The organism is Erwinia papayae (assembly GCF_058241465.1).
Genome location: NZ_JBZCHT010000009.1, coordinates 1,344,696 through 1,369,923 on the forward strand (window position 1 = coordinate 1,344,696; position 25,228 = coordinate 1,369,923).

25 protein-coding genes and 1 pseudogene are annotated in these 25,228 nt (G+C 49.1%); 10 read left to right on the forward strand and 16 right to left on the reverse strand.

Translation table 11 applies throughout. The features are described from left to right. Nucleotides 1–4: 4 nt before the first annotated feature. The gene (locus AC3RPL_RS11130) at nucleotides 5–1,189 is read right to left on the reverse strand and encodes a type VI secretion system ImpA family N-terminal domain-containing protein (protein ID WP_490740068.1); all 1,185 of its coding nucleotides are present in this window, start codon (nucleotides 1,187–1,189) and stop codon (nucleotides 5–7) included. Between the two features lie 527 nt (nucleotides 1,190–1,716). Between AC3RPL_RS11130 and treA the strand changes: the two genes are divergently transcribed. Together treA and AC3RPL_RS11140 are read left to right on the forward strand one after the other, a co-directional pair. Then, nucleotides 1,717–3,387 carry an alpha,alpha-trehalase TreA gene (treA, locus tag AC3RPL_RS11135; RefSeq protein ID WP_490740069.1) on the forward strand — a complete coding sequence of 557 codons (1,671 nt, stop codon included), beginning with the start codon at nucleotides 1,717–1,719 and terminating at the stop codon, nucleotides 3,385–3,387. A 210-nt stretch (nucleotides 3,388–3,597) separates the two neighbouring features. Then, entirely contained in the window at nucleotides 3,598–5,715 is a 2,118-nt protein-coding gene (locus AC3RPL_RS11140; protein ID WP_490740070.1) for a TonB-dependent siderophore receptor, read from the forward strand. A 96-nt stretch (nucleotides 5,716–5,811) separates the two neighbouring features. Here AC3RPL_RS11140 and AC3RPL_RS11145 read toward each other — a convergent pair whose 3' ends face one another. From AC3RPL_RS11145 to AC3RPL_RS11175, 7 genes and pseudogenes are all read right to left on the reverse strand, one after another. Further along, on the reverse strand, nucleotides 5,812–6,342 hold the full coding sequence (locus AC3RPL_RS11145) for a fimbrial protein (protein WP_490740071.1): 531 nt from the start codon (nucleotides 6,340–6,342) through the stop codon (nucleotides 5,812–5,814). Nucleotides 6,343–6,413: 71 nt separating this feature from the next. Beyond that, entirely contained in the window at nucleotides 6,414–6,824 is a 411-nt protein-coding gene (locus AC3RPL_RS11150) for a hypothetical protein (protein ID WP_490740072.1), read from the reverse strand. Further along, nucleotides 6,821–7,114: a FimD/PapC C-terminal domain-containing protein gene (locus AC3RPL_RS11155; protein WP_490740677.1), complete on the reverse strand. Its 294-nt coding sequence runs from the start codon at nucleotides 7,112–7,114 to the stop codon at nucleotides 6,821–6,823. Before AC3RPL_RS11155 ends, AC3RPL_RS11150 begins: the two co-directional genes overlap by 4 nt. Further along, nucleotides 7,106–9,325 (reverse strand): annotated as a pseudogene (locus tag AC3RPL_RS11160) (fimbria/pilus outer membrane usher protein); the annotation flags it as partial. The gene AC3RPL_RS11155 and the pseudogene AC3RPL_RS11160, both read right to left, overlap by 9 nt. A gap of 48 nt (nucleotides 9,326–9,373) precedes the next feature. Then, on the reverse strand, nucleotides 9,374–10,117 hold the full coding sequence (locus AC3RPL_RS11165) for a fimbrial biogenesis chaperone (RefSeq protein ID WP_490740073.1): 744 nt from the start codon (nucleotides 10,115–10,117) through the stop codon (nucleotides 9,374–9,376). 4 nt (nucleotides 10,118–10,121) lie between these two features. Then, complete coding sequence (locus AC3RPL_RS11170; protein ID WP_490740074.1) at nucleotides 10,122–10,691, reverse strand: fimbrial protein; 570 nt, start codon at nucleotides 10,689–10,691, stop codon at nucleotides 10,122–10,124. Nucleotides 10,692–11,348: 657 nt separating this feature from the next. Beyond that, the gene (locus AC3RPL_RS11175) at nucleotides 11,349–11,597 is read right to left on the reverse strand and encodes a GlsB/YeaQ/YmgE family stress response membrane protein (protein WP_034939396.1); all 249 of its coding nucleotides are present in this window, start codon (nucleotides 11,595–11,597) and stop codon (nucleotides 11,349–11,351) included. 171 nt (nucleotides 11,598–11,768) lie between these two features. On the opposite strand from AC3RPL_RS11175, the gene AC3RPL_RS11180 reads away from it, so the two are divergent. Then, nucleotides 11,769–12,506 carry a flagellar brake protein gene (locus AC3RPL_RS11180; RefSeq protein WP_490740075.1) on the forward strand — a complete coding sequence of 246 codons (738 nt, stop codon included), beginning with the start codon at nucleotides 11,769–11,771 and terminating at the stop codon, nucleotides 12,504–12,506. Nucleotides 12,507–12,614: 108 nt separating this feature from the next. On the opposite strand, the gene emtA is transcribed toward AC3RPL_RS11180, so the two are convergent. Next, complete coding sequence (emtA, locus tag AC3RPL_RS11185) at nucleotides 12,615–13,250, reverse strand: membrane-bound lytic murein transglycosylase EmtA (RefSeq protein ID WP_261640740.1); 636 nt, start codon at nucleotides 13,248–13,250, stop codon at nucleotides 12,615–12,617. Nucleotides 13,251–13,534: 284 nt separating this feature from the next. Here emtA and ldcA point away from each other — a divergent pair, with 284 nt between their 5' ends. Beyond that, entirely contained in the window at nucleotides 13,535–14,458 is a 924-nt protein-coding gene (gene ldcA / locus AC3RPL_RS11190; protein WP_490740076.1) for a muramoyltetrapeptide carboxypeptidase, read from the forward strand. A gap of 50 nt (nucleotides 14,459–14,508) precedes the next feature. Here the strand turns inward: ldcA and AC3RPL_RS11195 are convergent, their stop codons facing one another. Continuing rightward, nucleotides 14,509–14,916 (reverse strand): hypothetical protein, encoded by a 408-nt coding sequence (locus tag AC3RPL_RS11195; RefSeq protein ID WP_490740077.1) that lies wholly within the window; start codon nucleotides 14,914–14,916, stop codon nucleotides 14,509–14,511. Between the two features lie 103 nt (nucleotides 14,917–15,019). Beyond that, nucleotides 15,020–15,244 (reverse strand): YgdI/YgdR family lipoprotein, encoded by a 225-nt coding sequence (locus AC3RPL_RS11200; protein WP_490740078.1) that lies wholly within the window; start codon nucleotides 15,242–15,244, stop codon nucleotides 15,020–15,022. 110 nt (nucleotides 15,245–15,354) lie between these two features. Between AC3RPL_RS11200 and AC3RPL_RS11205 the strand changes: the two genes are divergently transcribed. Further along, nucleotides 15,355–15,600 carry a DinI-like family protein gene (locus AC3RPL_RS11205; protein WP_490740079.1) on the forward strand — a complete coding sequence of 82 codons (246 nt, stop codon included), beginning with the start codon at nucleotides 15,355–15,357 and terminating at the stop codon, nucleotides 15,598–15,600. 337 nt (nucleotides 15,601–15,937) lie between these two features. Here AC3RPL_RS11205 and AC3RPL_RS11210 read toward each other — a convergent pair whose 3' ends face one another. The 4 genes from AC3RPL_RS11210 to AC3RPL_RS11225 all read right to left on the reverse strand — a co-directional run bounded on the left by AC3RPL_RS11210 (nucleotide 15,938) and on the right by AC3RPL_RS11225 (nucleotide 19,244). Continuing rightward, the gene (locus AC3RPL_RS11210; protein WP_490740080.1) at nucleotides 15,938–16,150 is read right to left on the reverse strand and encodes a hypothetical protein; all 213 of its coding nucleotides are present in this window, start codon (nucleotides 16,148–16,150) and stop codon (nucleotides 15,938–15,940) included. 354 nt (nucleotides 16,151–16,504) lie between these two features. After that, nucleotides 16,505–18,256, reverse strand: coding sequence for a putative phage tail protein (locus tag AC3RPL_RS11215; protein ID WP_490740081.1), 1,752 nt, complete (start codon nucleotides 18,254–18,256; stop codon nucleotides 16,505–16,507). Between the two features lie 179 nt (nucleotides 18,257–18,435). Continuing rightward, on the reverse strand, nucleotides 18,436–18,780 hold the full coding sequence (locus AC3RPL_RS11220) for a DUF7940 domain-containing protein (protein ID WP_490740082.1): 345 nt from the start codon (nucleotides 18,778–18,780) through the stop codon (nucleotides 18,436–18,438). Further along, nucleotides 18,777–19,244 (reverse strand): glycoside hydrolase family protein, encoded by a 468-nt coding sequence (locus AC3RPL_RS11225; RefSeq protein ID WP_490740083.1) that lies wholly within the window; start codon nucleotides 19,242–19,244, stop codon nucleotides 18,777–18,779. Before AC3RPL_RS11225 ends, AC3RPL_RS11220 begins: the two co-directional genes overlap by 4 nt. 283 nt (nucleotides 19,245–19,527) lie before the next feature. Here AC3RPL_RS11225 and AC3RPL_RS11230 point away from each other — a divergent pair, with 283 nt between their 5' ends. The 3 genes from AC3RPL_RS11230 to AC3RPL_RS11240 all read left to right on the forward strand — a co-directional run bounded on the left by AC3RPL_RS11230 (nucleotide 19,528) and on the right by AC3RPL_RS11240 (nucleotide 22,210). Beyond that, nucleotides 19,528–20,235, forward strand: a complete 708-nt coding sequence (locus AC3RPL_RS11230; RefSeq protein WP_490740084.1) for an XRE family transcriptional regulator — start codon at nucleotides 19,528–19,530, stop codon at nucleotides 20,233–20,235. 168 nt (nucleotides 20,236–20,403) lie between these two features. Further along, nucleotides 20,404–20,550: a hypothetical protein gene (locus tag AC3RPL_RS11235; RefSeq protein WP_490740085.1), complete on the forward strand. Its 147-nt coding sequence runs from the start codon at nucleotides 20,404–20,406 to the stop codon at nucleotides 20,548–20,550. Between the two features lie 736 nt (nucleotides 20,551–21,286). Then, a complete protein-coding gene (locus tag AC3RPL_RS11240) occupies nucleotides 21,287–22,210 on the forward strand; it encodes a glycosyltransferase family 2 protein (RefSeq protein WP_490740086.1) in 924 nt (307 codons plus the stop codon). A 483-nt stretch (nucleotides 22,211–22,693) separates the two neighbouring features. Here AC3RPL_RS11240 and icd read toward each other — a convergent pair whose 3' ends face one another. Further along, a complete protein-coding gene (gene icd / locus AC3RPL_RS11245) occupies nucleotides 22,694–23,944 on the reverse strand; it encodes an NADP-dependent isocitrate dehydrogenase (RefSeq protein WP_490740087.1) in 1,251 nt (416 codons plus the stop codon). A 102-nt stretch (nucleotides 23,945–24,046) separates the two neighbouring features. Here icd and rluE point away from each other — a divergent pair, with 102 nt between their 5' ends. Then, nucleotides 24,047–24,709, forward strand: a complete 663-nt coding sequence (gene rluE, locus AC3RPL_RS11250; RefSeq protein WP_490740088.1) for a 23S rRNA pseudouridine(2457) synthase RluE — start codon at nucleotides 24,047–24,049, stop codon at nucleotides 24,707–24,709. 29 nt (nucleotides 24,710–24,738) lie between these two features. Continuing rightward, nucleotides 24,739–25,215: an NUDIX domain-containing protein gene (locus AC3RPL_RS11255; protein ID WP_034939382.1), complete on the forward strand. Its 477-nt coding sequence runs from the start codon at nucleotides 24,739–24,741 to the stop codon at nucleotides 25,213–25,215. Nucleotides 25,216–25,228: the final 13 nt, after the last annotated feature.

Below are 25,228 nucleotides of genomic sequence, written 5' to 3' on the forward strand. Positions count from 1 at the left end.
GGACTCAGTAAAGTTCGTCATGCTTTGGGTCCTGACTGAGGATAAGGGCATAACGGGCCAGGAGCTGTTTCAGCCGGTGTTCAATTTTGCCGCGCAACACCGGGGAGGTTTTGTTTTTTTCCAGCCTGCGCAGCAGCTCTTCCACGGGCATCAGCTCCTGCAATGGCTGCTGAATAGTCACCACCCTCGCCTTCACTTCCGGCAGCCCGGGCCACCCTGGCTCCGTGGTTTCCATCGCATCCAGATCTTCTCCCAGGCGTTGCAGCCGAAACTGTGCGGTTTGCCACAGCTGCATCTGCGCACTCGGCAGTGCCATCGCCGAAACCGTCTGCTGCCAGCTTTCATTGCGCCTGACCTGCTGCGGTGTGATTTGCTGCGCCAGTATTGCCATACGCTGCGCCCTGCCGGGAATGGGCTCCATCAGCTGGTATCCCCAGATGGCCATTGAGCCAAGGATGAGCATCACCATCATTCCGGCAAAAAATCCACGGCTGCGTTCCCAGAAGCTGAACGAGACGTTCAGTGCAGTTGAAGAGGTTAAATCCCGTGGCACGTAAATCAGCGGCGTGTGACCGTCCGCATAACGATGAGGCGGGACATAATCCGGATCTGACTCATCGCTTTCCGGCTGCGAAGCGCTGCGCTCAGCCTGTTGTAGCTCATGGCCCACGGGTGCGATTTGCCCGATGACCTCACTGACCTGCACTTTCAGCCAGTCAAGTTGCGACAGATGTTTCTGCGCCAGTTTCTCCAGCGTATCGACGTTCTCATCCAGTTGGGTTTCCAGCCTGTGCAGTAAAGGGAGATCTTCCTGCCCGGGGCTCTGAGCGCGGATCACCTGTTGAATCCCCGCGCTGAGCCAGGTGATGATCGCCAGCCGTGCCGGCAAAGGGTGGGGCCATAAGGTGGACCACTGATGCTTCATCATCGCCGTGACGATCTCCAGCCCTTCACACAGTCCTGCCAGCCCGGTTCGCCATGCCCTGGCCATGGTGTACCAGGCAACACTTTGCAGATCCATGCCGTTACGTCGAAACAGCGCGATTGAGAGTTCCTCTACACGCTGCCAGTCGATTTCTTTGCGTGAGTTATGGCTGGTTTTAGCTGTTTCATGGCGAAGTTCGATAAATTCAGGCAAGGCGCGAGGATCGCCCCCGGTATGCAGGATATTCTGTGTTGGTGTACTCATTAATCAAGTCCCTTAAGCGTGCTGAGTCCATTGTATTTCTGTTATTGATACTATCCCCTGCCTGCAAAAAACTCAGGCATTATTAATTTTTTTAATTATTTTCTTTATTTCCGCGCTTTTGATGCAGCAAAAAAATTTATTATAGATATTAAGAGTAAAAATCACAAAAAAATTCTTATGTTGCCAAAAAAATATTCGTAATAAAAAGAGCATCCAAATTTCTTTCTGTTGCCATCATCAGTCATTATTTTCCTGCCGTTTTAAATAGCAATAATACCTTGCTTATGCTGAATAATACGTGCGCTTTAATGTCAGGTTTGCGTATCAATCCTGAAGGGTGAAGGTACAGGCGAATAACTCAGGACACGAACTGACTTTTCAGCCTGACGGGAAACTGCACCCTTTAAGAAAAATTCCGGCGGCTTCACACTTCCTGGAGTTCTGTGCACACCCGACAGAAAACCGTCTAAAGTTGTTTTACGGTCAATAGCTTATGGGTCGCCGGATCCGGACATGGAGAATAACCAATGCTGAGAGTCGAAAAACGTCAGTGGAAAACCACGCTGCTGCTGCCTTTAGTAATCGCAGCTCTGGTTCAGCCAGCCTGTGCCAGTGCCGCTGACAATTCGCAGCGTATGTTGAGCGATGCACCACAGCCGCCTGACAGTCGTTTTGGGCCGTTGTTTGAGGTGGTGCAGGCCGCCAGAATCTTCCCTGATCAGAAAACGTTTGCCGATGCCGTTGCTAAAAGTGATCCTTCATCCATCCTTGCTGACTGGCAAATGCAGAAAAACCAGCGAAATTTCGATTTGAAGCGCTTTGTGGCAGCCAACTTTATTTTGCCTGAGGAGAGTGGGAAATATGTGCCGCCCGCAGGACAAAGTCTGCGACAACATATTGACGGGCTCTGGCCGGTACTGACCCGCACAGCCCATCAGGCTAATTCCTGGGATTCACTGCTGTCGCTGCCCTCTCCGTATGTCGTGCCGGGTGGTCGCTTCCGCGAGGTCTATTACTGGGACAGTTATTTTACCATGCTCGGTCTGGCTGAAAGCAATCACTGGGATCGCGTGCAGGATATGGTGAATAACTTCGCTTACCTGCTGGACAGATATGGTCATATCCCTAACGGTAATCGCAGCTATTATCTCAGCCGCTCTCAGCCGCCATTTTTCAGTATGATGGTCGATCTTCTGGCGCAGCATCAGGGGGACGAGGCTTACCGCAAATACCTGCCGGAACTGCAAAAAGAATATGACTACTGGATGGCCGGGGCCGATCGCCTGCAGCCCGGAAACGCCTTTCAGCGCGTGGTGAAACTAAAAGATGGCAGCCTGCTTAACCGCTACTGGGATGACCGGGATGTGCCGCGAACCGAATCCTGGATGGAGGATATAGCCACCGCACAGAAAGCGGGGGATCGTAACAAGGCAGAACTGTATCGGGATCTGCGCGCCGGGGCCGCCTCTGGCTGGGACTTCAGCTCCCGCTGGTTTGTCAATCCGCATGACCTTGCCAGCATCCAGACCACCCGCATTCTTCCTGTAGATCTTAATTCACTGTTATTTCACCTTGAACAGACGCTGGCTCATGCAAGTCAGCTGGCCGGAAACCAATCCGCCAGCCGACGCTTCAGCCAGCTGGCAGAACGGCGGCAACAGGCTGTCAACCGCTATATGTGGGACAGCCGCCAGGGGTGGTACGCCGATTACAACTGGCGTGAAGATCGCATCCGTTCATCGCTGACTGCGGCCACGCTGTTTCCTCTCTGGCTGAAGGTCGCAACGCAACAGCAGGCGGCGAAAACCGCCGATGCCGTGGAAAAACAGCTGGTCAAAGAAGGCGGTCTGGTGACCACGACCGTTAACAATGGTCAGCAGTGGGATGCACCTAATGGCTGGGCACCCCTTCAGTGGGCCGCCGTGGAGGGGCTGAACAACTACGGCAGACAGGCCCTGGCTAAAGAGGTCGGGATGCGCTTTTTAAACAATGTACAAAGCACTTACGATAAGCAGCATAGGCTGGTGGAAAAATATGTGGTGGACGGGAAAGTGCCTGGCGGCGGAGGGGGTGGCGGAGAGTATCCGTTGCAGGATGGCTTCGGCTGGACCAATGGCGTAACGCTGAAACTGATGGACCTCTACTGCCCGAAAAATGTCGTGTGTAATAATGTCAGTGATATTACCAAAAAACAGTAACCTGCGGCGGCACTGCGGTGCCGCCAGTTAAACCCCCATCATTTGCAGGTAATTGATATTCAAAATCATTACTTGAATCCCATTTACGAAAAGATAATAATTCTCATTGAGATTATTATAAATCTTTACATTACCGTTACTGCGCACCTTTTACTCTTCTTTGCCGCAGGCGGATTACACCTGGCCGCACATTTTGTAAGGTAACTGACAATGAGAATGCCTTTTATTCTGAAGCGTTCTGCCCTGCTCTGCTCTGTCGCGCTGACTGCGCCTGCTGTTTCTTTTGCAGCTGATACGCTGGTGGTGACCGCGCAACCTGCTGAAACAGCCACCACACCGACCACCGGTTATACTGCCAAAACCAGCACCGGCGCGATGAAAACCGACCGGCCCCTGGTGACCACCGCCCAGTCCGTCTCGGTCGTGACCCGCCAGCAGATGGAAGATCAGGGGGCGCTGGATGTCAATCAGGCGCTCAATTACACCGCTGGCGCATTCACCAATTTTGCCGGTGCCGCCAGCCGCTACGACACCGTTTCGCTGCGTGGCTTCCACGGCGGTGATGTGGACAATATTTTCCTCGACGGCTTACGGCTGATGAGCGATCCGGGCAGTTACAACGTGTTGCAGGTGGATCCGTGGTTTCTGGAGCGCATCGACGTGATTAAAGGCCCGTCCTCGGCTCTCTACGGTCAGACCGTGCCAGGCGGACTGGTAATGGAAAGCTCCAAACGGCCCCAGTTTACTCCGGAAGGCCACTTCCGCGCGTCCACCGGCACCAACAGCACTAACAGTGCGGCGTTTGATTATACCAACGCGATTAACGATCAATGGGCGTTTCGTCTGACCGGGATTACACGTAACAGCAATACGCAATACGATCACACCCGTGAAGAAAAATATGCCATCTCGCCTTCACTGTTGTGGCAACCGGATGAGGATACGTCGCTGCTGTTACGTGCCTACCTGCAAAAAGATCCGTCCGGCGGTTATCACAGCGCCGTACCCGGTGACGGCAGCATTACTGAACATAACGGCCGTAAATTAAGCAACGGTTTTTACGACGGAGACAGTTCGCTGGATCAGTTTAAACGTCGCGAGCAGATTTACAGTTACCAGTTTGCTCATCGCTTTAATGACACCTGGACCTTCCGCTCCACGGCGAGCTATTCGCACTCCAATGTTGATCTCGATCAGGTTTATCAGATTGGCTGGGACAGCAATAATTCCGACCTGCTGAATCGCTACTATTCCGGTTCGCGTTCGTCGCTGGATGCCTTTGCGCTGGATAACCAGCTGGAAGCCGATTTCGCCACCGGTGAACTGCAACATAAAGTGGTGCTGGGGGCTGAATATCATCAGTACAAAAACGATCTGAGTGATGCCAGCGGCTATGCGACTCAGCTTAACGCCCTGACCGGCGAAGCCCTGGGAACGCGCAGCAGCTACACCTTTACCGATTCACAACGTCGTTATTCCCAGACAGGTGTTTATCTCCAGGATGAGATGCGCTGGCAGAAGTGGCATCTGGATGTATCGGGCCGTTATGACCGTATTGTCTCGGAGACCGATTATTATGATTTCGACAGTAAATACCGTCGTCAGGATGATCATGTCAGTGGGCGCGCCGCGCTACTGTATGCCTTCGATAACGGCATTTCGCCTTATGTCAGCTACAGCCAGGCCATTACGCCGCAATCTCTCTCCGGCGCTGATGGCAATCTGCTGAAACCCACCACCTCAGAGCAGTATGAGACAGGGGTGAAATATCAGCCGGTGGGCACCTCCGATCTCTATTCCGTGGCGCTGTATGACCTGACGCAGAAAGATGTGGGTAATCGGGTGATTGTCGGTTCCTACTACGAACCGGCGGGTAAAGTGCATTCGCAGGGCATCGAGCTGGAGGCGCATAACCAGCTGACGCCACGGCTGAGCACCCTGGCTAACTTTACGCTTAACCACGTGCGTTACAAAGATTCTGTCGACGGTAATGACGGTCACACACCTTATGTCACGCCAAATTCAATGGCTTCAGCCTGGGCAAAATATCAGTTTGATTATGGTATCAGCGTCGGTGCCGGGGTGCGTTATATCGGTAAACAGTGGGCCGATAATGAAAACACCACCCGACTGCCTTCTGCCACCCTGTTCGACGCCTCGGTACGTGCCGATCTGGGCGCATGGAACAGCAGCCTGAAAGGTGCCTTTGTGCAGGTTAATGCCAATAATCTGACCGATCGTGATTATGTATCCGCCTGTTATGGCACCGGCTACTGTTACTGGGGCGCGGAGCGCACGATTATTGCCACCGTCGGCTACGATTTCTGATTCAGCCTCTGTAGCCGCATAAAACATCACGCCCGCAGACTAAACGCGGGCGTTTTTTTATTCACTTCGGGGGCAATTTCTCCTTACAGAGAAAATTTACTGATAATAAATATAAAAAATCACCGATGATTCGACCGTGCCCGGTCTGACCGTTGTCCCTGTCTGGTAATAACGGGCGATAAAGGGCAACCTGGTAACCCCCTGTTGCAGTGGGTAATAATGCGATTGTCCATCCGGGTGAAGATACTCTCCATTGAACAACAGCTGGATGCCAACACCACTGGCAGTGCTGCTGCTTTCATCAAGCGCAATCACCGACCTGGCCGCATCGGCAAATCCTGATACCGGATGAAAAGAGATGTCAACCTGCTTTTCTGTTCCGTAACACTCCCTGAGACTGATGTTAAAGGGCACATCCGCGCTAAGGCTACCAATACCATGAAAATTTGTCGTGGAAACGGTCCCCATCGAGACAACCGGATTCGCGTCAATGGTACAGCCACCGTTTTCAATAATGACATCCCCGCCGATCTGAATGGTGTACAGCCTGCCAATTGGCTGCCGGGCCTCATCGGCTTCATCAACATCAATTGATTGGGTGATTGCACCGGTCCTTCCATATTTCAAAGGCAATGATGTTCTGACAACATAAAATCGCTCGGTCAACGTTGTGGAACCATTTCTGACCAGTCCTCTTCTTACCCTTCCCCCCCCATCAGCGCACTGGAAAGACATGTCCATCCAGAGGTTGCGGAATTTCGCTGTACCCAGACCAACCCAAGCCCCACACCTTCCAACGCAAATCCCTCATCAAGAATTGGGCAGGTCAATCCTTCCGGGGTGGTGAATGTCTCACCCGTCGAGCCCCACAAGGCACCTGAGTCGCCCGGTTGCAGATAGGTGGCTACGCTGGAAGTACAACTTACCTGAATATCCTTTTGCGTCATGCTAATCACATCACCCGCAGTGCTTTGTGCTGGTACATAGACCGTTCCAAGCTCAACATTGTACATATTGACATCAGATGTGCAGTAGCTGGCAAGCGCCGGCAAACACGGCACAAAAAACAGTGACAGCGCACAAAACATAAAAGTTAAGATTTTATTCATGACTGACACTCCAGTGTGGCAAGTAACAGACCACTGGATTTTTTGATTTCAGGATTGTTGCTATCAAATGTGACATGGCAGGATTTCCCATCAGATAACGCCGCTTCCAGCGTGGTTTTATCGGCCATGCCAGAGATGAACACCTGACCTTTTTCATCTGTAATGCCAGAGCTGTCACCGGCGCGAACCAGCGTGCCGAATGGCAACGGGCGACCATGCTGTTTTAATGTCAGGAAGACACGATAGCCCACCAGCGTCTCATAGTCAGAAAGGATCAGCGCTTCCCGCACCGGGATGGCACTGCGTGAAGGCGTAATTAAATCAATATTGTCGGCTAACGAGGCGGTATCGAGGCTAATCTCATTCTCTTTATAAGGCGTCAGAGAAGGCACGATGGCATAGCCACGACGGTCAGTAGCCACGCCAGACCGGTTGCGTACCCGAACGTTCTCCGCTCCCGGCGCACGAATCAACGCATAGCCACTTCCTTCCGGCAGTTGCTGTGCAAGGGTCACACCATAGGGATGCACTACCAGCGAGCCACTTGCCCCCCATGTCAACCGCTCACTCTGACCGTAGTAGTTGCTATAGCCCGCGTTCAGCGTGGCCTGATCGCCCTGCCAACTCAGCGATAACGCCGAACTATCGCTGGTCCGCCTCCCTGTCTGACGTGAGCGGCTTTGCGCCAGTGAGTAAGCCAGATTGTTTTTTTCCAACGCGGTGCCGGTGAGCATCGTCGTCATGCTGGTCAGGCCATTTGTCGAGTGGGTCATGCGATTCTGCTGACGCAATGACGTATTGTTTGCACCCAGCCATTTACCCAGCGGCAGGCTGACACTGAACGAGGTCATATTGTCCATTCGGTTGCTGCGCCATGATCGATTCTGACTCTGGCTCAACCCAACCGAAATACCATTGAAAGATTTACTCCAGTTTCCGCTGACAGATCGTGAAAGTGGTTTATGGTTTCCACGGTACTGCTGCTGGTATGCGGATAAAGAGAACGAACCCAGTTGCCCGATAGTCTGGCTCATGGATATCTGGACTCTGTTTTTGACAGGATTATTGCTGACGTTCTGAGAAAAATAATTCCGGCTGGCCTCATCAAAACTGTAATACCCACTGGTGGAGCACCGGTAGCCGGCAACGGTGAGGTCGGTGCCGGTAGTATCAAAATTTTTACTTTAGCGCAGACGAAATGATTGTCCTTGTGTCTGGTGATGGTCAGCAAAGCGGGTCACCGCATGGGTGACATCCAGAGATACCCCCCCCATCTGGCCGAAGCCTTGCCCTACGCCCAACATTCCACTGTGATACTGCCCGGCCAGGATAGTCCCGCCATAAATGGAGGTGTCGCTGAGCAAGCCATGCAGAATTTCACCCTGCCAAAAAGGCTGGCTTTTGGCAGCGAAATAGGCTGATTTGAAGCCATATTCTCCCAGGGTGGTGGAAAATCGCGTGACGCCTCTACGCACCGAAACCGGCGGGGAAGCGAATGCCTGAGTGTATTCTCTGGTGGTGCCGTCCTGTTCATGGACCTGTATTTGCAGGTCGCCAGAGCTTGAGGTGGCGTATAAATCGTTGATCACAAAGCTGCCAGGAGAGACCCAGGTTTGATAAAGCAGGTTACCATTCTGCCGTACTTCAACCCTTGCATTGGTCAGCGCGATACCTCTGATCTCAGGTGCATATCCCCGCATACTGTCGGGTCGCATTTCATCCTGAGAGGACAAAGAAATTCCGCGAAAATTCAGACTATCGAAAACCAGCCCGGGGGTGGTGGCCTCCCCCGCTGTCAGGCGGGATTGCAGCCCGGGTATGTCGCGCTCGATCCAGGTTTGGATGCTGTTCCAGGATGTCCCGCTGATATTACTTCGCGCCAGATAGCCGTAATTACGCACGCGCCAGGCGCCAAGGTTAATGCCATTACGCAGGTTCAGATACTGCGTACTGGTGGGCCCAGTCCCTGCCTGACGATATTTAGTTTCCGAGCCAGTCAAACTCCAGGACGAAAACAGCATCGGCAAACCATTTTCCCATCGTGATGACGGAATATAGCCCCGATAGCTGTTATTCATTAGTGCCTGCGGTACGGTGATGGTTAATCGCTGCTGCTCGAAATCGAATGATTCTCTAAAATCCGGGATGTAATCATGAATATTTTTAATGGACATATCTTCAGAAAAAGTGGACAGCGCCGGAATGCCTGCCATTTTTACCCCCCACTGTTTCAGCAACGCGGGCGTAATGACGACACAAAGGTGATTCTCACAGGCAAAAAAATTGAGCTTCTGCCGGCCAACATTTTTTTCATTTACCATCACATCAACATTGTATTCTCCGGCTAACTGGACATCCACTTTTGCCAGTCTTGACAGATCTATCTCTGCACGTTGTTGTTTATCAAGCCTCAGTGATTGCGTATTAAAATATAACTCGCCCCTGGCAGGTTGCGAGTAATTCAATATAAAAATGCAAGTCGGTATGGCGATGTAATACACCGACTGCCATTTATGCAATCTCTTTATGTTAAACAAAGTTATTTACCGTCAGAGGTTAATATTTTTTTTCGGTGTAATACCACCATAATCATCAATAATACTGAAACTGATCGCGTTCGGATTTTTTACAGACGTATCAATTCTTTTTGTCGAAAATGGCATTACCAGACCTGGCTTATCGATGTTTTCACCATTAATATTCATTCTGGTCAGCGTCACCACATAGGGTGTGGGATTAGTAACGGTAATATAACCGGACCCTTTGGAAACTTGCTGTTGACTCCACGCATTTCCGGCAGCCTTTGCGGTCAGTCCTTTTGGACGATAGATCAGCTTAATGATATTTTGCGTCGAGACTGTCATGCGGGCAGGATTAGCCTGTTTCTCTACGGCAGGTATGGCACGTACATTAAGCAACCAGACACTTTCTCTGTCCTGAGGTAACGGCTGGGCCACGTCGGATACATTGACCACGCGCACGGCGGTTACTTTATTTTGCAAAAGTTTAAAAACAGGGGGCGTGGTGATAAAGGGAATATTTTCTGACTTTCCATCCAGATCGGATACCCAGGACTGAATCAGATAAGGAACTTTTTCTGAGCCATTAGTTAATGGAACGGTAGCTTCTTTGGCACCCTCTGAATAGATTAGACGCGTTGCTCCCAGCGTCAGTCCGGAAGCATGGCAACAAAATGAACTCAGTAACAGTACTGTGCAAATTGCTGGTTCAGGGTTGAAAAATTTCATAATTTGATCACCAGTTAACTGCCCCATGACCAGGCCATGAGGCATTGGATCAGGATTCAGTGTAATTAATAGTAAAAGTCACATCACTATCAATGGAACCGGTGACCGGGGCCGTTCCACTGGCTCTGACCAGATAAGCTCTGAAAGCCGCCGTAGCGGAAGGGATCGGATCGCTACCTTCCGCCACGTTGAGGGCATTCAGGCCTGAGTTTGTGGTGGCAATGCCCGGACGATAAACTGTCGTGGGTGCCGCTGCATCTTCAATACGAATACCCACTCCGGCAACTGGGGTGGCAAAAAGATTACCTTCCGTGGCCGTAACAGATTCCCCGTTAAATGTAATGGTCGGCGCAGATGAAACGGCACAGTCTGTTAATGCAATACTGAAAGGAACCGGGCTGGTCGCATTATTTACAGCGGAAAGCGTTTTGCTGCTTACCACACCAAAACTAACGGTACCGTGACGCCCTGAAGTTCCGGCCACTGAATCAACCGAACAGGCTGCGGCTGAAATAGTACCGGTAAAATTAATAGTACCGTCATCATTAGCACTTGATAAACAACTAAACCCTGTTCCGGCAAACAGAATAAGGGAACTTAATATCTTCTTGTTAAGCATATTTGCATCCATATTAATATTGATTGAATATTTTCTACGCAACAGAGAACAGTCTACAAAATAATTTCATGGCAAAACAGATGCAATATAAACAGGAGTAAAACAACTATAATATATAAAATTCCGACCGACCAGTATTAATAATTTAACAATTAACCCACATAAAAATAAAAACTCCAATACCATATCACCACAGGCCAGAGTAAAAATGAAAATAACGCATTAAATCACCCTCACAAAACTAACATTCAGGTCATTCTTTAAGTGATTAATCTGGCCGCATTCATAATCCATTTAATAATAAAGAATATAATGAATGAAATAATATAAAGCACTATTATTTAACAGGCATTATGCTTTTTAAATAAAGTTAAATTATGAAAAAAAGAAGCGGAAATGCAGCGATATTAACAATTATTAAGGCAGGTTTTCTCTGAGCAAGGGGACTCGTGATGACCATCCGGGTGTAATCTGATGGCTGTTGCAGGACATTTTTCCATGCCAGTCCAGACGTTTAAACATTATTACACCCTACCCGCTCCAGACAGCGGATAAACGCGAGGGAGGCATGAACATTGCGCGGATCCAAATTCTTACCCCCCTCAGCAGTAGTTTTAAAGAGATGCTGCTTGTTTTAACAAGCCGATTGCTGGCTCATCAGCTTCGTACTTTGCGATAAATCCACAACACTACGATGGCACCAATTACCGCGACCACAAAGCTTCCGAAGTTAAAGCCGTCTACCCGGCCAAAGCCAAAGAAAGTACTGATCCAGCCGCCAACCACCGCACCGACAATACCCAGCACGACCGTGATAATAAAACCACCGCCATCACGACCCGGCATGATCCACTTAGCGATAATCCCGGCAATCAAACCGAAGATGATCCATGACAAAATTCCCATTAACTACTCCTTTGCTTTGATTGTTAACACGCCTTAAGTATATGCGAGGATTCTAACTCTGTGATTTAAATCCAAACTTTTTTCAAAGCGTGCTAAAGGCTGCTTTTGTTGTGCCGATAATCTGACATATCCCCGCAGACAGCGTGTTTTGACATTCATCCGGAGTGGAATGTGAAAGAGGAAGACAAAGATCAGTATCTGAAACACGGTCCGCTGGCCGTACTGGCCGTGCTGAAAAGCCTGCTGAAAAATCAGACGCCAGTTCTGGTTGCGCATGACAGGGGGCAATTTATCTCAAAGCTGCTGTCAGCCGATCGTGAGCGGGTGGTGATTGATTATGGCAGTAACGATTACGATAACCAGCTGGTGCAGGAAGCAGATTGCCTGCAACTGTGGGCGGAAACACAGGGTGCCAGGGTGGAGTTTTCGCTCAGCACGCCTGAGGCAGGCAATCATGACGGACTGCCCGCTTTTTTCTCCTCCCTGCCAGACAAGCTGTGGTTGATTCAGCGCCGGGAATTTTTCCGCGTTAACGCGCCTCTCGATCCCACTTTCTATTGTTACGTGCAGTGGCCGGATGGCTCAGGCGAAGGAAGAATGCGTCTCCAGGATCTCTCACTTGGCGGCATTGCCGCACTGGGTGATTCCCCCCTGCCGCCTGAGCTGAAAGAGGGGCAGGAGTTCAGAAAGTTACGCGTGGAGCTGGGAGAATATGGCCGCTTTGAAGTGGATGCGCAACTTATCCATTGCGGCAAACACAGTGTGGTGAGCGCTAAAAATGAAACCGTGGTCACGCCGCGACTCAGTTTTCGCTTTATTCACCTGAACGTCGCGCAGGAGCGTGATTTACAACAGGTGATTTTCCTTCTGGAGCGGCTGGCACGTGATAAAGCGACCCGTTTTTTGTAAGTCACAGCCGCTGTCTGTCCCTGATAGCGGAATATAACAGCAGCCCGGGTCTGTACTGGAGAAATTCATTCAGGGCTGGCGGCAGATTCACCCTGCCCCTGGCAACCTTCAGATAGTGCGGTACGCGGTGGTCACTTTCCACAGATAGCGTGGGGCCTGGGCCGCCGGATGCTTATTTTGCACATGTCGGTAAAACTCCTCAGGGCTCATCGCATTGATCATCGCGATGGCGCGATCCCGGTCAGAGGAGAAGGTTCTCAGCAAAGCGCCGGCACCGTTGGCGTAGGAGACAATGGTGGCATAACGCAGGGTTTCCTGATTGCGGATACCGGCGAGAGAACGATCCTGCAAGATTTTCAGATATGCCGTACCTATATCGATATTTTTAACCGGATCGCGAAGTTCAGAACTGCTCGGCTGACCACGCCGCCCCTGCGCCCGGTAGACTTCGCGTCCTGCCGTGGCAGCTTTAATCTGCATCAATCCAATGGCATTCGACTTACTGACTACCGTTGGATTGCCGCCCGATTCCACCGAAATGATGGCGTCAATCAGTTTCTGGTCAACACCATAGTTGTGGGCTGCGTCACCGGTAAATAATGACCAGGCCTGGGCAACTTTTTCGGGTGGCGCTTTGGTTAAGGGTGTCTGCTGTTGTTGAGTAATTATCTGCTTATGTGGCTCACTGGCACATCCCGCCAGTATCAGAACTGCCAGCACCGCAACGCTCTTCACGCTTCTCACGCTATATTCTTCCTCTGAGATTTTGCCTCGCACTTCATCTTAACGACTGTATGACTGAAGAAAATTACCTCCACTCTTAATTTTAAGGGTGATGCAGATGACTTCATTGCGACTTTTCGTCATTATCACCCTGTTCGGTTTGCCAGAATGATAAGACAATTTATCGCCACTGGATAAAAAATCAGGCAAATGATAGAAAAAAGCGCTCGCTTTTTGCCACTACGTCATCAAAATTGTTAAAAAAACCGTCATCCCGCGCGGAAAAAAAGGTAAAAACATCCATTATGTCCGTTATTCCCCGCACTTTTCATCTGATTGCACCTTCTGGTTATTGCCAGAATCAGCAGGCTGCCTCTCTTGCCGTGCAAAGGCTCAGGGCTCAGGGCCATCACGTTGTCAACACCGGGGTGACAGGCCGCCGGGAACAACGCTTTGCCGGCAGCGATCGCCAACGGCTGGCGGATATGCATCAGTTGATTGATCCTGACTGTCAGCCGGATATTGTGCTGGCTGTACGCGGAGGCTATGGTGCAACCCGTCTGCTACCGAATTTCAACGCGGCCGCCCTCGCCGCCCGTCTGGCAAAACACCCGATGGCGATTTGTGGTCACAGCGACTTCACCGTACTGCAAATGGCCTTGCTCCAACATCAGGCCATTACCTTCAGCGGGCCAATGTTGGCCGGTAATTTTGGTGCGGAAAGTTTGTCTGACTTCACTATGGAGCACTTCTGGCGGGCGATGACCATGCCAGAGTTAGTCCTGTCGTGGCCCACGACATCACAGCAGACGCTCAATTGTACCGGGACGGTCTGGGGCGGAAATCTGGCAATGCTGTCTTCGCTGTCAGGTACGCCCTGGCTGCCCGAAATTAATGGCGGAATTCTGGTAATTGAAGACGTCAATGAACATCCGTTTCGCGTTGAACGAATGCTGTTACAGCTGGCTCAAAACGGGATCCTGGCACGGCAGCAGGCCATTATCACCGGAAGTTTTACCGGCAGCACGCTGAATGATTATGACGACGGTTACGATTTTGCCAGTGTCTGGTCATTGATCCAGCAGATAACCGGTCTGCCGGTGATTACCGACCTGGAATTTGGCCATCACTGGCGCACCGTCACCCTACCACTTGGCGCACAGGGACATTTGCAGGTCAGAGATGGCATCAACACCCTGACGTTGACCGGGCATCCAACGCTGCAATAAGATTTTTACTCCGTTTGCCCGACAACCGGTGCGCTATGGCGATGGCTGCCTTACGAGGTCACCCTGCCCGAGGCATCGGTATGTGGCAGCGTGACCGTACTGTTTTCATGTCCGGCACTGCGGTTACACCGCACCAGTTTCTGACCACCGCTGTATGAAAACCAGGTTTGTTGATTCGACTCATTCACCATCATCTGATCGCCATTACGAAACAGTGTGATCGCCACTTTCATCCCGTTACTGGTTTGCGACTGTTGATTACCCTCTGCAATCTGAAAATTGTCTCCGGCCCACATCATAGTGGTAAGACCAAACTGGGCGTTGGTGATAGTCATGCCAGCACGGCCGGGGCAGGTAATCTGATACTCAGTATTGATGACAGGGGGTGTGGCTGATGATCCGCAGGCGGAAAAAGCAATACCGGCCAGCAGGGCTCCGGCAACTACGGTGGGCAACATGAACAGGTCTCTCCAGACTTTCTCTTTGATAAGATTGATAATTCATTTCGGACAGATCCTGCCCCTGTCACCCGGTTGATACAATCAGACTTCACCTGGAATGTCAGTTTTCCAGGTCAGTCATCTCTTTAATGTCGCCCTGACTGACCGCCTGCTGTTTGCCATTTTCATAGGTATAAATCACCATGCCGGTCGCTTTATCCTTATGTGGTTTCCCCTGAACGACAACACTACTGCCGTCTTTCATATGCATCATATGGTTATCGGAACAACCCGCCAGTAAAGCGCCTGATGCTGTTACCAATAAAATAATCAATTTGCGTTTCATAAAGCTTCTCTTAGTTATCAGTTCACTATGCAGTGTAGCTCAACAAAAAATGATTGAAGATCATTATAAATAACTGTATTTTCATCCAGTATTTTCTACAGGACTAAGATATGTTTGTTGAGCTGATTTACGATAAACGCAACGTTGCCGGTTTACCGGGCGCAGAGCAGATGATCCACAATGAACTGGAGAAGCGCATCAGGCGGGTGTTTCCGGATGCCGAGGTGAAAGTAAAACCAATGCAGGCAAACAATGTTAAAACCGATGCCAGTAAAAGTGACAAGTCGGTAATGCTGCGTCTGATTGAAGAGATGTTTGAAGAAGCTGACCAGTGGCTGGTGGCAGAACCGTTCTGAACTGTATTTTTCTTTTTACAGCTGCTTTTTCAGAAAATGCACCCTGTACATTGCATTTCAGCACCAGCATGCCAGGCTTATCGAACTATTTTCCCTGGTGTTGGCCCGTGATATATCTGTGCGGGCATTTTTTTTCACGGAAATCATCACAAACTATACGGGTATATTGTTGGCGATGTCGGATTGTTTGCGCAATCTTCACTCACCCCTTCTGCGGTCAGCTTAATAATTGCAACGCTGTCTGAACCGCTCGCTTCCTGAAAACACTGCGCCGGTTTTGCGCTAAAGGTTATGCCCAACGATTAACAGATGCTGTGCAACCGATAGCCAATGCGTTTCAGTCCTTAACCTGTCTGTGTGATTTTTCGCTGATCTCAGCTGACAGCAGTTCATAAACTGTGGTTGCGTGGGCAGAACTGTCTCGTAACAGTTGGATCGCCTCTTCCAGGCTATGTGGGGTTATCTGACCGATGATGCGCCACCCTAAAGCAATATTTTTTGCTTCTTCCAGACGACCGGGCTGTTGATGTGCGGGCACGACTTCTGACACGGAATTCTCCTGATTTGTGTTATGGACCTATTCTACGGACCAACCGACCGGCATCTCAACCCCGATCGCCACTGCTCATTAAATTTTGATGTTTTAATCCTGTTTGACTCAATAACCGCCACTTATACAACATAATCAGCCAGATTTTCGCGCAGTACAGATTAATACCATAAGACAAGGCGTTACCTTACCTTTTTACCCTGTGCAGCTGTACTTAATTCGTTAAAAAATCACTGATTTTCCTGTAACAGAATAAATCTGCGTGACTATTTCCGTCAGTAATCGTTGGAATTTTATTCACATCACGCCAGAAAAAACCGCCCTCGAGGGGCGGTATAAGATGCACAATGTTAATCAATTGTAATAAGGGAATTTGCGATCGGAACCGTTAACGTTAAGGGTGATATATCCCGAAGGAGCACTACCCGCTGGGGGCGTAGCCTCTGAGGTTGCCAGCGTCACCACACCCTTTTCATTGGCTCCCAGCCCGGCAAGACCATTATGAAAACTTAACCGGGCGTTCGGACTTACCGTTCCCACGGTGGTTTCATCCGTCACTTCGGTCAGATCCGGGGTAAACAAAGAGCAGTTTCCCGACTCAAAGCGAGTTGGTCCGGTTGACCTCAGGTTAAACATCGTGTCCCCGCTTCCGGCTTTCAGTCTGACCCACACCTCAACGATATCCGAATAACTCGGTTTATATTTCACATCGAGAATTGCTGTCAGGCCACGGTGAAACATATCTGCGGCGACACTGCTGGCGCACCGTTGCAGGTTAAGCCAGGTTACACCGGAAGATACCGCCTGTAACGGGTTGGAGGCGATGCCTGATGGCGCAGCCGTCGACAACTTGCTGACCATCTCCACCGTCCACTGCTGATTTGCTTTGGGAAAGGTAAATTTACCAAGGCGATACCATTTATCGACTGCGGATGTGTTGCTCATTTTGAAACCGCTGTACCAGCCTGCTTTCAACGATCCCGTCATCACCGTGCCGAAATTTTCATCACGCCGCCAGCCTCGTTCATAAGCTGAGAGCCAGCACCCGGTAGTGGAGTCATTCGTCACTGAAGATCCGGACTGAAGATTAAGCTGACGGATCAATGCCCGGCTGTCGTTCATACACAGGGCATTATCACAATCCTCAACGCTGAGTGCGTCAACCACCCACTGCCCATTACTCAGGTCGCCAGGAAAGCGGGTGTGCTCTATCCAGACATTACGGATAACGCCCTGGGTGAGGCGCGGCATCATCAGCGTGGCATCACCATAACCGTACTGGAAGTTGGCATTTGACAACTCTATTGCCGTGCAGTGGTCCCAGACACCATTTGGCGAGTTGGACCAGCTGACATCAATCACCCGCGCATAGGTGTTTTGGGTGTAGATCTGGTCGAAATGCGTATCCAGCGTGTCCAGCAATTTAATTACCGTGCCGCCGTTATACTGCGCACGGAAACAACATATTCTGACAAACTCGCCTTCAGTGGTGATGTTTTCAAAAAAAGGCTGAACATTGGACAACATGTCGGCGGTAATGGCTCCTGAATTACTGGTGGTATCTGCAGTAGCCTGCCCGTTCCAGGCAATCCCCCGGATCATGCTGCGCCGGGCGTTGACTTTAAACACCGTATTCGCTGACTTATCAGAAATAATGGTGGTACGGGGCGACACACCATAAGGACAGTCATCACCATAAATGGCAAAACAGGGAATTTCACTGGCGCTGAGGTCTATCGGTGAAATGAGGAATTTCCCAGCAGGAAAACGGACGCCGATATTTTTAACATTACTGTCATAGCTCTGTGACCAGCTCAGCATCCGTTTGAAGGCATCAGTATCATCGGTGACACCATCACCTCTGGCACCAAAGTGATAAAGATTAACCTGCTCCGTATCATTGATGATTCGTTTCCAGTAGAAGTTACTGCCCTTCGCCAACGAACCTCCATCATCACTTAAGGTGGTGGTGCCGGTAAAACCAACAAAATCGCCTCCTCCATGAAAGCTGGAATCTTTGTCGTAATAACGTTTGAGGGCGGCGATATCCCCCGCTTTGGCTGGTGCTGTGGTTCTCAGATCGGCAAAGCAATTTACTTCAATCATAACAACCTCCGGATAAATAGCAGGTGAAGCAGTTGCCCGGACGGGCGTTTATCACCACGCGTCAGCGCGACGTGGTGAAGATGAAACATGTTGAAGGATTCCGGCCATCCGTTTTCATCAGTTTTCCACACGGGAAAGACCTTTTTTCAGCGCGGCAGACGATCGGGTAGAAGATCTGTTCAGGTATTTTGGTCGAGCTTTTGTCGCTGTTCCGCCAGCGAGTTTTGTCGGACAAACTGTGCTATCACAGCCATTGCGACCATAAATGCGCCAATCATGCCGAGGTAATTTTGTGGAATTATCGCCTTCACTTCCGGAGGCAGTTGCTGCCATGCCCGCATCGCTGCATCGGGAAATGACTGCACCCAGGCACTGAGTGCCGATCCCAGCGAAGCCAGCCAGACGGACCAGGTTCTGAACAGTAAATTTGCGTGATGCACAAATTCAATTCTACTGTGGCGGCTGATCAGCATCAGTAGCACAATCGCCAGCAGGATCGAGCAGAGATAGATGGCAAATTTCATAATAACCCCCGGTAGCTGTCCCAGTTTCCGTTACGCATTACCGCAGCATGGCGTGCTGCTCTGGCTGGCGTCTGCTTTGCCCACAGGCTGTTAAGCATATTGTCTGCCGCCGATGAAAAGTCCCCCCTCGTCACCGCTGCCAGCATTTGACGAAATGCGCAAAGACCTGTCACCCCAAGCTGGTATGCCATGCTGTAAAGAATGTCGGTGCGGGGCTGATTACACTGGCTTAACGCCTGAGCCAGCTGCGGTTGCTGCTTCATGTCATAAATTCTGCTCATGACCAGATTCTGCATCCACAGCTCCCCCACTACGGTGGGGACTCTGAAAATGTAACTGGTCAGCGGCGCACCTTTCGGGCCGATTTTGATGCCGCATCCCACGGTGGGATATCCCTGAGTGTCGATAAAAGGGACATCGCGATAACCTTCTTCATATTTCAATAATGCAACGATCTGACTCATAGCTATTTCTCCACTCACCCACGGTTAAAGCATCAGCAGAAGCTACCTGATGCCAGGAACATGGCAGCCCATGGCGGTCATGTGATGAGAATCAACAGCACGTAACAGCAAAAAATGCGTATACTCAGACAGCTGTCCCATTGTGCTGAGAGGCCTGAATAGCAGCACAACACCAGGGACAGGAACAGGAGCAACATTTAATGCGTAATACGCATATTAGTAACCGAATTGGATTCCTGCAAGTTACTTTGCGTTTTACGCATAAAAAAGGTGAATTAATCCGATGAAACCTGGAGAACGTATCAGGGAGCTTCGTAAAGCGAAGCACCTGACCTTGCATGATCTTGCATTGCTGGTAGAGAGTGATGTCGGTAACCTTTCCCGACTTGAACGTGGCCGACAGGGTTACAGCGATAACCTGTTGCAAAAAATTGCTGACGCTCTCGCCGTCCCCATTTCTGAGCTATTCTCATCAGGAGAGCTTAACAGTACTGGTTATTTATACAGTACTGGTTATTTATACAGTACTGATTCATCAATCGGAATGGGGAGAGATGATGTGTATCGAGTTGACTTTCTTGATGTTTCAGCGAGTGCGGGCCAGGGTTCTCAAGCCCGTGAAATGGTTCAGGTCATCCGCTCCATTGAATACGTGCGTAAAGAAGCCAGTCTTATCTTTGGCAATAAACCTGAAGGCAGCGTTAAATTAATTAACGTTCGCGGCGACAGCATGGAAGGCACTATCGAACCGGGAGATTTGATTTTTGTTGACGTCAGCGTGTCGTTTTTCGACGGCGATGGCATTTATGTTTTTGATTTCAACGGCGATATGTTTGTAAAAAGACTGCAAAAAGTGAAATCGGAACTGCTGGTCATCTCAGATAATCCCCGCTACAAGGAGTGGTCTATCTCCGGGGATGAGATGACCATGCTACACGTCGCTGGCAGAGTGATGCTCAGCCAGTCCCAACAGTTTCGCCGCCACGGCTAATAGAGAAGTGACATTTTCCAGCCAGACACCTGATGGCAGAATGCAATTTTGCGGGAAATTTTAATATGGTGACCGGCAGCAATTTAATTTTTTGCTGTCACGGTCGATGTTTAAGCTTGTGACACCACTAAAGCCTGGTCCTGACATACTTACTTAAGAGGGACGTTAATGCGTCGAAAGATAGTCTACTCATTAATTTTTATATTTCTGGCTGGCATCTTTGTCATGGCGGTGACTTCAGTCCCACTGTTAATCGAAATAGAGAATTTTATCTACCGCGTCGCGTTGTTTATTCTGCAACATCGGGGGCTTTGATCAGGCTGATACCCCCCTGCAAGCCTGCGACTTCCCGGCGTATAACATGAATCCGCTTAATGCCCCGACTGACGGGAATGTCAACATGATTAAGAATTATGCATATGGATAACCGGGTCGTACTGCTCCGAATAGCTCACTTGAATCTCGGCTGTCCGGTACAGGGAAAGAAGATTATTATCAGTGGCAATGAATGGTGCTGTTTACCCATATAGTCATACTTAAAGTCGCTGTCTCAATCAGAGATGTCAGGGCAAAGGTTCTGCTGAGTTTTTCATTGTTTTTGATGCCTCAGAAGTGAGGTATCAACAGAGCAGGTTAAGACGACTTTATTCTCATTCCCTGCTGGCAGATTCCTCCTCTCACTGTCACTCCCCAGTGCGTGCTTTTTAAAATCGCAATTGCATCTTTACTCATTTTTCACTTACAGGGCTCTATCTGGCATCTCACCATAACATCAATTCATTCATGCCAATATTCAGATAAAAAATTTTACGGCCGAGACTTATTTGATGAAAAGAAACAGCCATATTTATACTTTATTAATAACCAGTGGCTTTATTTTTAAAAGGCCAAAAATAAATCAAAATAGACTTTAGAATATTTATTAATTACACTAAAACCGTTTAGCGTTCATTGAAAATGATAAATATAAAATGTTTTATAGTATCAATAAGGATTTATAAATTGACAGGCCTGACATCCCTGTATCAATAAGAGTAAGGTCAGATTAAAAATGAAGAATAAAGAAGTTACGGTAGCCGTTGTCATTGCTTACTATAATGGCTCCCGGTGGATCGAAAGGGCAATTGTGAGTGCTGTGAAACAATCTTTTCCGGCAAAGGAAATAATTGTAGTTAACGATGGCTCTAAAGAGGAAGAAAGAGATGCCCTCTATGCCCTTCAGCAAACGTATAACTTCACTATCATAGACAAAGAAAATGGTGGCCAGGGTTCAGCCAGAAATTCAGGTGTCCGCTCTTCAACTTCAGATTTTATCTGTTTTCTTGATCAGGATGATTTTTATATTGATAAGCATATTGAAATTTTAGTTAATGCTATGCCCCCTGATGACTCCCGCTTCGGTTATGCCTATGGCGATTGTATGGAAGCTGATGGCGATGGGAACATACTTTATACCTCAACCGTAAAACGCTATTCCAGCCATCCTAAATCTGATATTTTTAACCTGATTGGTAATGATATGTTTGTGTTACCTTCAGCTACATTAATTTGTAAAAAAGTCTTCATAGATATTGGTGGATTTGATGAGGAGTTCACAGGTTATGAAGATGACGATCTTTTCATACGTTTATTTAGGGCCGGCTACAATAATTATTTTGTTGATACCCCAGTTTATGTATGGTGTATAAACTATAACAGCACTTCATATTCGATAAAAATGAGCAGAAGCAGATTCAGGTACTTTAAGAAACTGTGTTCAACATTTGAAGATGATTACATACGGGGTAGGTTTTATTTACGCGACTTAATGATCCCACGATTTGGCCCGTCATTTGTGCATGATATGATTAAGATATCCAAAAGTAATTATGAATATAGAAAAGAAGTTAATGAAATATTTAATGAGTACAAGGATATTATATGGAAAAAAATACGCCCCTGTAACTTACAAAATCAAACTTTCCATTTTATGTAAACTTTTCCCGGTACTACCCCTTATCGTACTTAAGACAGATTATAAAGTCATCAAGCATCCTTTAATCAGAAAAACAATCAATAAATTAAGGAGATTTTTTTAATTACCGGGAAAAAAATTATACATTTCAGCTCCAATTTTTTCAGTAACAACTATGATTGTACGATATAAATCAGCTCTGTCTGATGATAGTAACAGTGTAATGCAGACCATAAAAGCCAAATAATTAACACATAAAGCCTTATTTTTTGCAAAACATTATCTGTTGATAATGGAAATTTATCATCTTTATACTTAATATCATGACTAATATTTTATCGCGCCCTTTATTAACAGGTAAATTGGCAGCGAAAATATTGCTCTTATAAGTTATCTGATGAAGTTGATCTGCGGCTGACTTATTTACAACTGTTCTGGGAAAACCACAAAATAAAGCCAACATAATCTGAACAATTATGTTGGCTTTGTATGACTTAAACCCGCTTACATATGCTTAATCATAGCGTCGCCAAACTCTGAAGATTTCAGCAGCTTAGCGCCATCCATCAGGCGCTCAAAGTCATAGGTTACGGTTTTCGCGGCAATCGCGCCTTCCATACCTTTTACAATCAGGTCGGCGGCTTCGAACCACTCCATGTGACGCAGCATCATCTCAGCAGAAAGAATGACCGAACCTGGATTCACCTTATCCTGGCCTGCATATTTTGGTGCTGTACCATGCGTTGCTTCAAACAGCGCACACTCATCACCAATATTTGCGCCAGGCGCAATACCGATACCGCCAACCTGTGCAGCCAGCGCATCAGAAATGTAGTCACCGTTCAGGTTCATACAGGCAATCACATCATACTCGGCAGGACGCAGCAGGATCTGTTGCAGGAATGCATCAGCGATAACATCTTTGATGACAATCTCTTTGCCGCTGTTTGGATTCTTAATCTTCATCCAGGGGCCGCCATCAATCAGCTCACCACCAAACTCTTCTTTCGCCAGCTGGTAACCCCAGTCTTTGAAAGCGCCTTCGGTGAACTTCATAATGTTGCCTTTGTGGACCAGGGTGACGGAGTCACGATCGTTGGTGATCGCGTATTCAATCGCCGCGCGGACCAGACGCTTAGTACCCGCCTCAGAGCAGGGCTTGACGCCAATACCACACTGCTCAGGGAAGCGAATTTTCTTCACACCCATTTCATCACGCAGGAATTTGATTACCTTGTCTGCCTCAGCAGAACCGGCTTTCCATTCAATACCCGCATAAATATCTTCGGAGTTTTCACGGAAGATAACCATGTCGGTCTCTTCCGGACGTTTTACCGGGCTTGGTGTGCCAGTGTAGTAACGAACCGGGCGCAGACAAATATAGAGATCAAGCTGCTGACGCAGCGCCACGTTCAGCGAACGAATACCGCCACCAACCGGCGTGGTCAGCGGGCCTTTAATGGCCACGCGATATTCTTTAATCAGATCGAGGGTTTCTTGTGGCAGCCAGACGTCCTGGCCGTAAAGCTCTACCGATTTCTCACCGGTGTAAATTTCCATCCAGGAAATTTTACGCTCACCGTTATAAGCTTTCTTCACAGCGGCATCGACGACTTTAATCATCACTGGAGAAACGTCCACACCAATCCCGTCACCTTCAATAAATGGAATGATCGGGTTGTTGGGTACGTTGAGCTTGCCCTTTTCCAGGGTGATTTTCTGACCTTCCGCCGGAACAACTACTTTGCTTTCCATTAACCTCTCCTTCGAGCGCTTTATTTGTTAATGATTTGTAAGATGCGGGACAATACTACTGCAATATTCAGCCCGCGCCAATCATCACCGGTTTGCGTTATAATGCGCTTATTGTTAACAAGTGCAAATAACATGCTTAAATCTTCCTTTAAGAATCACCGCGTTAAACGATTCAGCTCATCAGCTTCCCCTCAGGCTGCGAAAAGCGGGCCACGTCGGGTTATTGCTTTTAACAAACCTTTTGACGTGTTGCCCCAGTTCAGCGATGAAGCCGGGCGACGCACGCTAAAGGATTTTATTCCGCTGCCGGGCGTTTATGCTGCCGGACGCCTTGACCGTGACAGCGAAGGGTTGATGGTGCTGACTAACGACGGGGCTTTGCAGGCGACCCTGACTCAGCCCGGCAAAAAGACCGGTAAAATCTATTACGTTCAGGTGGAAGGCGAACCCTCCGAAGAAGACATCCAGCCATTGCGTCAGGGCGTTATTCTTAAAGATGGCCCTACCCTTCCTGCTGATGTCGAACGGGTAGACCAGCCACACTGGCTGTGGCCGCGCAATCCTCCCATACGCGAGCGCAAAGCGATTCCGGTCAGCTGGCTGGAAATCACGCTCTGTGAAGGCCGCAATCGTCAGGTCAGGCGGATGACCGCTCATATCGGTTTTCCTACCCTGCGCCTTATCCGCTTTGCGGTAGGCAACGTCATGTTGCAGGATTTATCGCCGGGAGAGTGGCGAGATATTACCGCCGAATTTCCCCGTTAAGCCATTACTGGCAACAAGGAGTCAGAGACATGTTTAAACCGCACGTCACCGTAGCAACCGTGGTACAGGCTGAGGGGCATTTTCTGGTGGTGGAGGAGATGGTTCGTGGCCGCGCCACCTGGAACCAGCCTGCCGGTCATCTGGAAGCCAACGAAACCCTGTTGCAGGCCGCTGCACGTGAGCTTTATGAAGAAACGGGTCTGGAAGCCGTACCTCAGGCTTTTTTACGTCTTCATCAATGGATCGCGCCGGATAACACGCCGTTTCTGCGTTTTCTGTTCGCGCTGGATTTACCAAAAATGCTGCCAACCTGGCCGCAGGACCGTGATATTGACCGCTGCTGGTGGCTGCCGGCGGATGAGATCTTCAGTGCCAGAAAACTCCGTTCGCCGCTGGTGGCGGAAAGCCTGCGGATTTACCAGCAGGGTCAGCGCTATCCTCTGGAGGTGCTGAGCGCTTTTCAGTGGCCTTTTAGCGAGGATGCGCCCGCGCCAGACGCATGGTAGACTACGCCGCAAT

Bases quoted from the DNA above. Each gene is read 5' to 3' on its own strand.
- AC3RPL_RS11130 (WP_490740068.1), bottom strand. From the start codon at position 1,189: ATGAGTACACCAACACAGAATATCCTGCATACCGGGGGCGATCCTCGC.
- treA (WP_490740069.1), top strand. From the start codon at position 1,717: ATGCTGAGAGTCGAAAAACGTCAGTGGAAAACCACGCTGCTGCTGCCT.
- AC3RPL_RS11140 (WP_490740070.1), top strand. From the start codon at position 3,598: ATGAGAATGCCTTTTATTCTGAAGCGTTCTGCCCTGCTCTGCTCTGTC.
- AC3RPL_RS11150 (WP_490740072.1), bottom strand. From the start codon at position 6,824: ATGAATAAAATCTTAACTTTTATGTTTTGTGCGCTGTCACTGTTTTTT.
- AC3RPL_RS11165 (WP_490740073.1), bottom strand. From the start codon at position 10,117: ATGCCTCATGGCCTGGTCATGGGGCAGTTAACTGGTGATCAAATTATG.
- AC3RPL_RS11170 (WP_490740074.1), bottom strand. From the start codon at position 10,691: ATGCTTAACAAGAAGATATTAAGTTCCCTTATTCTGTTTGCCGGAACA.
- AC3RPL_RS11175 (WP_034939396.1), bottom strand. From the start codon at position 11,597: ATGGGAATTTTGTCATGGATCATCTTCGGTTTGATTGCCGGGATTATC.
- ldcA (WP_490740076.1), top strand. From the start codon at position 13,535: ATGTCCGTTATTCCCCGCACTTTTCATCTGATTGCACCTTCTGGTTAT.
- AC3RPL_RS11195 (WP_490740077.1), bottom strand. From the start codon at position 14,916: ATGTTGCCCACCGTAGTTGCCGGAGCCCTGCTGGCCGGTATTGCTTTT.
- AC3RPL_RS11200 (WP_490740078.1), bottom strand. From the start codon at position 15,244: ATGAAACGCAAATTGATTATTTTATTGGTAACAGCATCAGGCGCTTTA.
- AC3RPL_RS11205 (WP_490740079.1), top strand. From the start codon at position 15,355: ATGTTTGTTGAGCTGATTTACGATAAACGCAACGTTGCCGGTTTACCG.
- AC3RPL_RS11215 (WP_490740081.1), bottom strand. From the start codon at position 18,256: ATGATTGAAGTAAATTGCTTTGCCGATCTGAGAACCACAGCACCAGCC.
- AC3RPL_RS11220 (WP_490740082.1), bottom strand. From the start codon at position 18,780: ATGAAATTTGCCATCTATCTCTGCTCGATCCTGCTGGCGATTGTGCTA.
- AC3RPL_RS11225 (WP_490740083.1), bottom strand. From the start codon at position 19,244: ATGAGTCAGATCGTTGCATTATTGAAATATGAAGAAGGTTATCGCGAT.
- AC3RPL_RS11230 (WP_490740084.1), top strand. From the start codon at position 19,528: ATGAAACCTGGAGAACGTATCAGGGAGCTTCGTAAAGCGAAGCACCTG.
- AC3RPL_RS11235 (WP_490740085.1), top strand. From the start codon at position 20,404: ATGCGTCGAAAGATAGTCTACTCATTAATTTTTATATTTCTGGCTGGC.
- AC3RPL_RS11240 (WP_490740086.1), top strand. From the start codon at position 21,287: ATGAAGAATAAAGAAGTTACGGTAGCCGTTGTCATTGCTTACTATAAT.
- icd (WP_490740087.1), bottom strand. From the start codon at position 23,944: ATGGAAAGCAAAGTAGTTGTTCCGGCGGAAGGTCAGAAAATCACCCTG.
- rluE (WP_490740088.1), top strand. From the start codon at position 24,047: ATGCGCTTATTGTTAACAAGTGCAAATAACATGCTTAAATCTTCCTTT.
- AC3RPL_RS11255 (WP_034939382.1), top strand. From the start codon at position 24,739: ATGTTTAAACCGCACGTCACCGTAGCAACCGTGGTACAGGCTGAGGGG.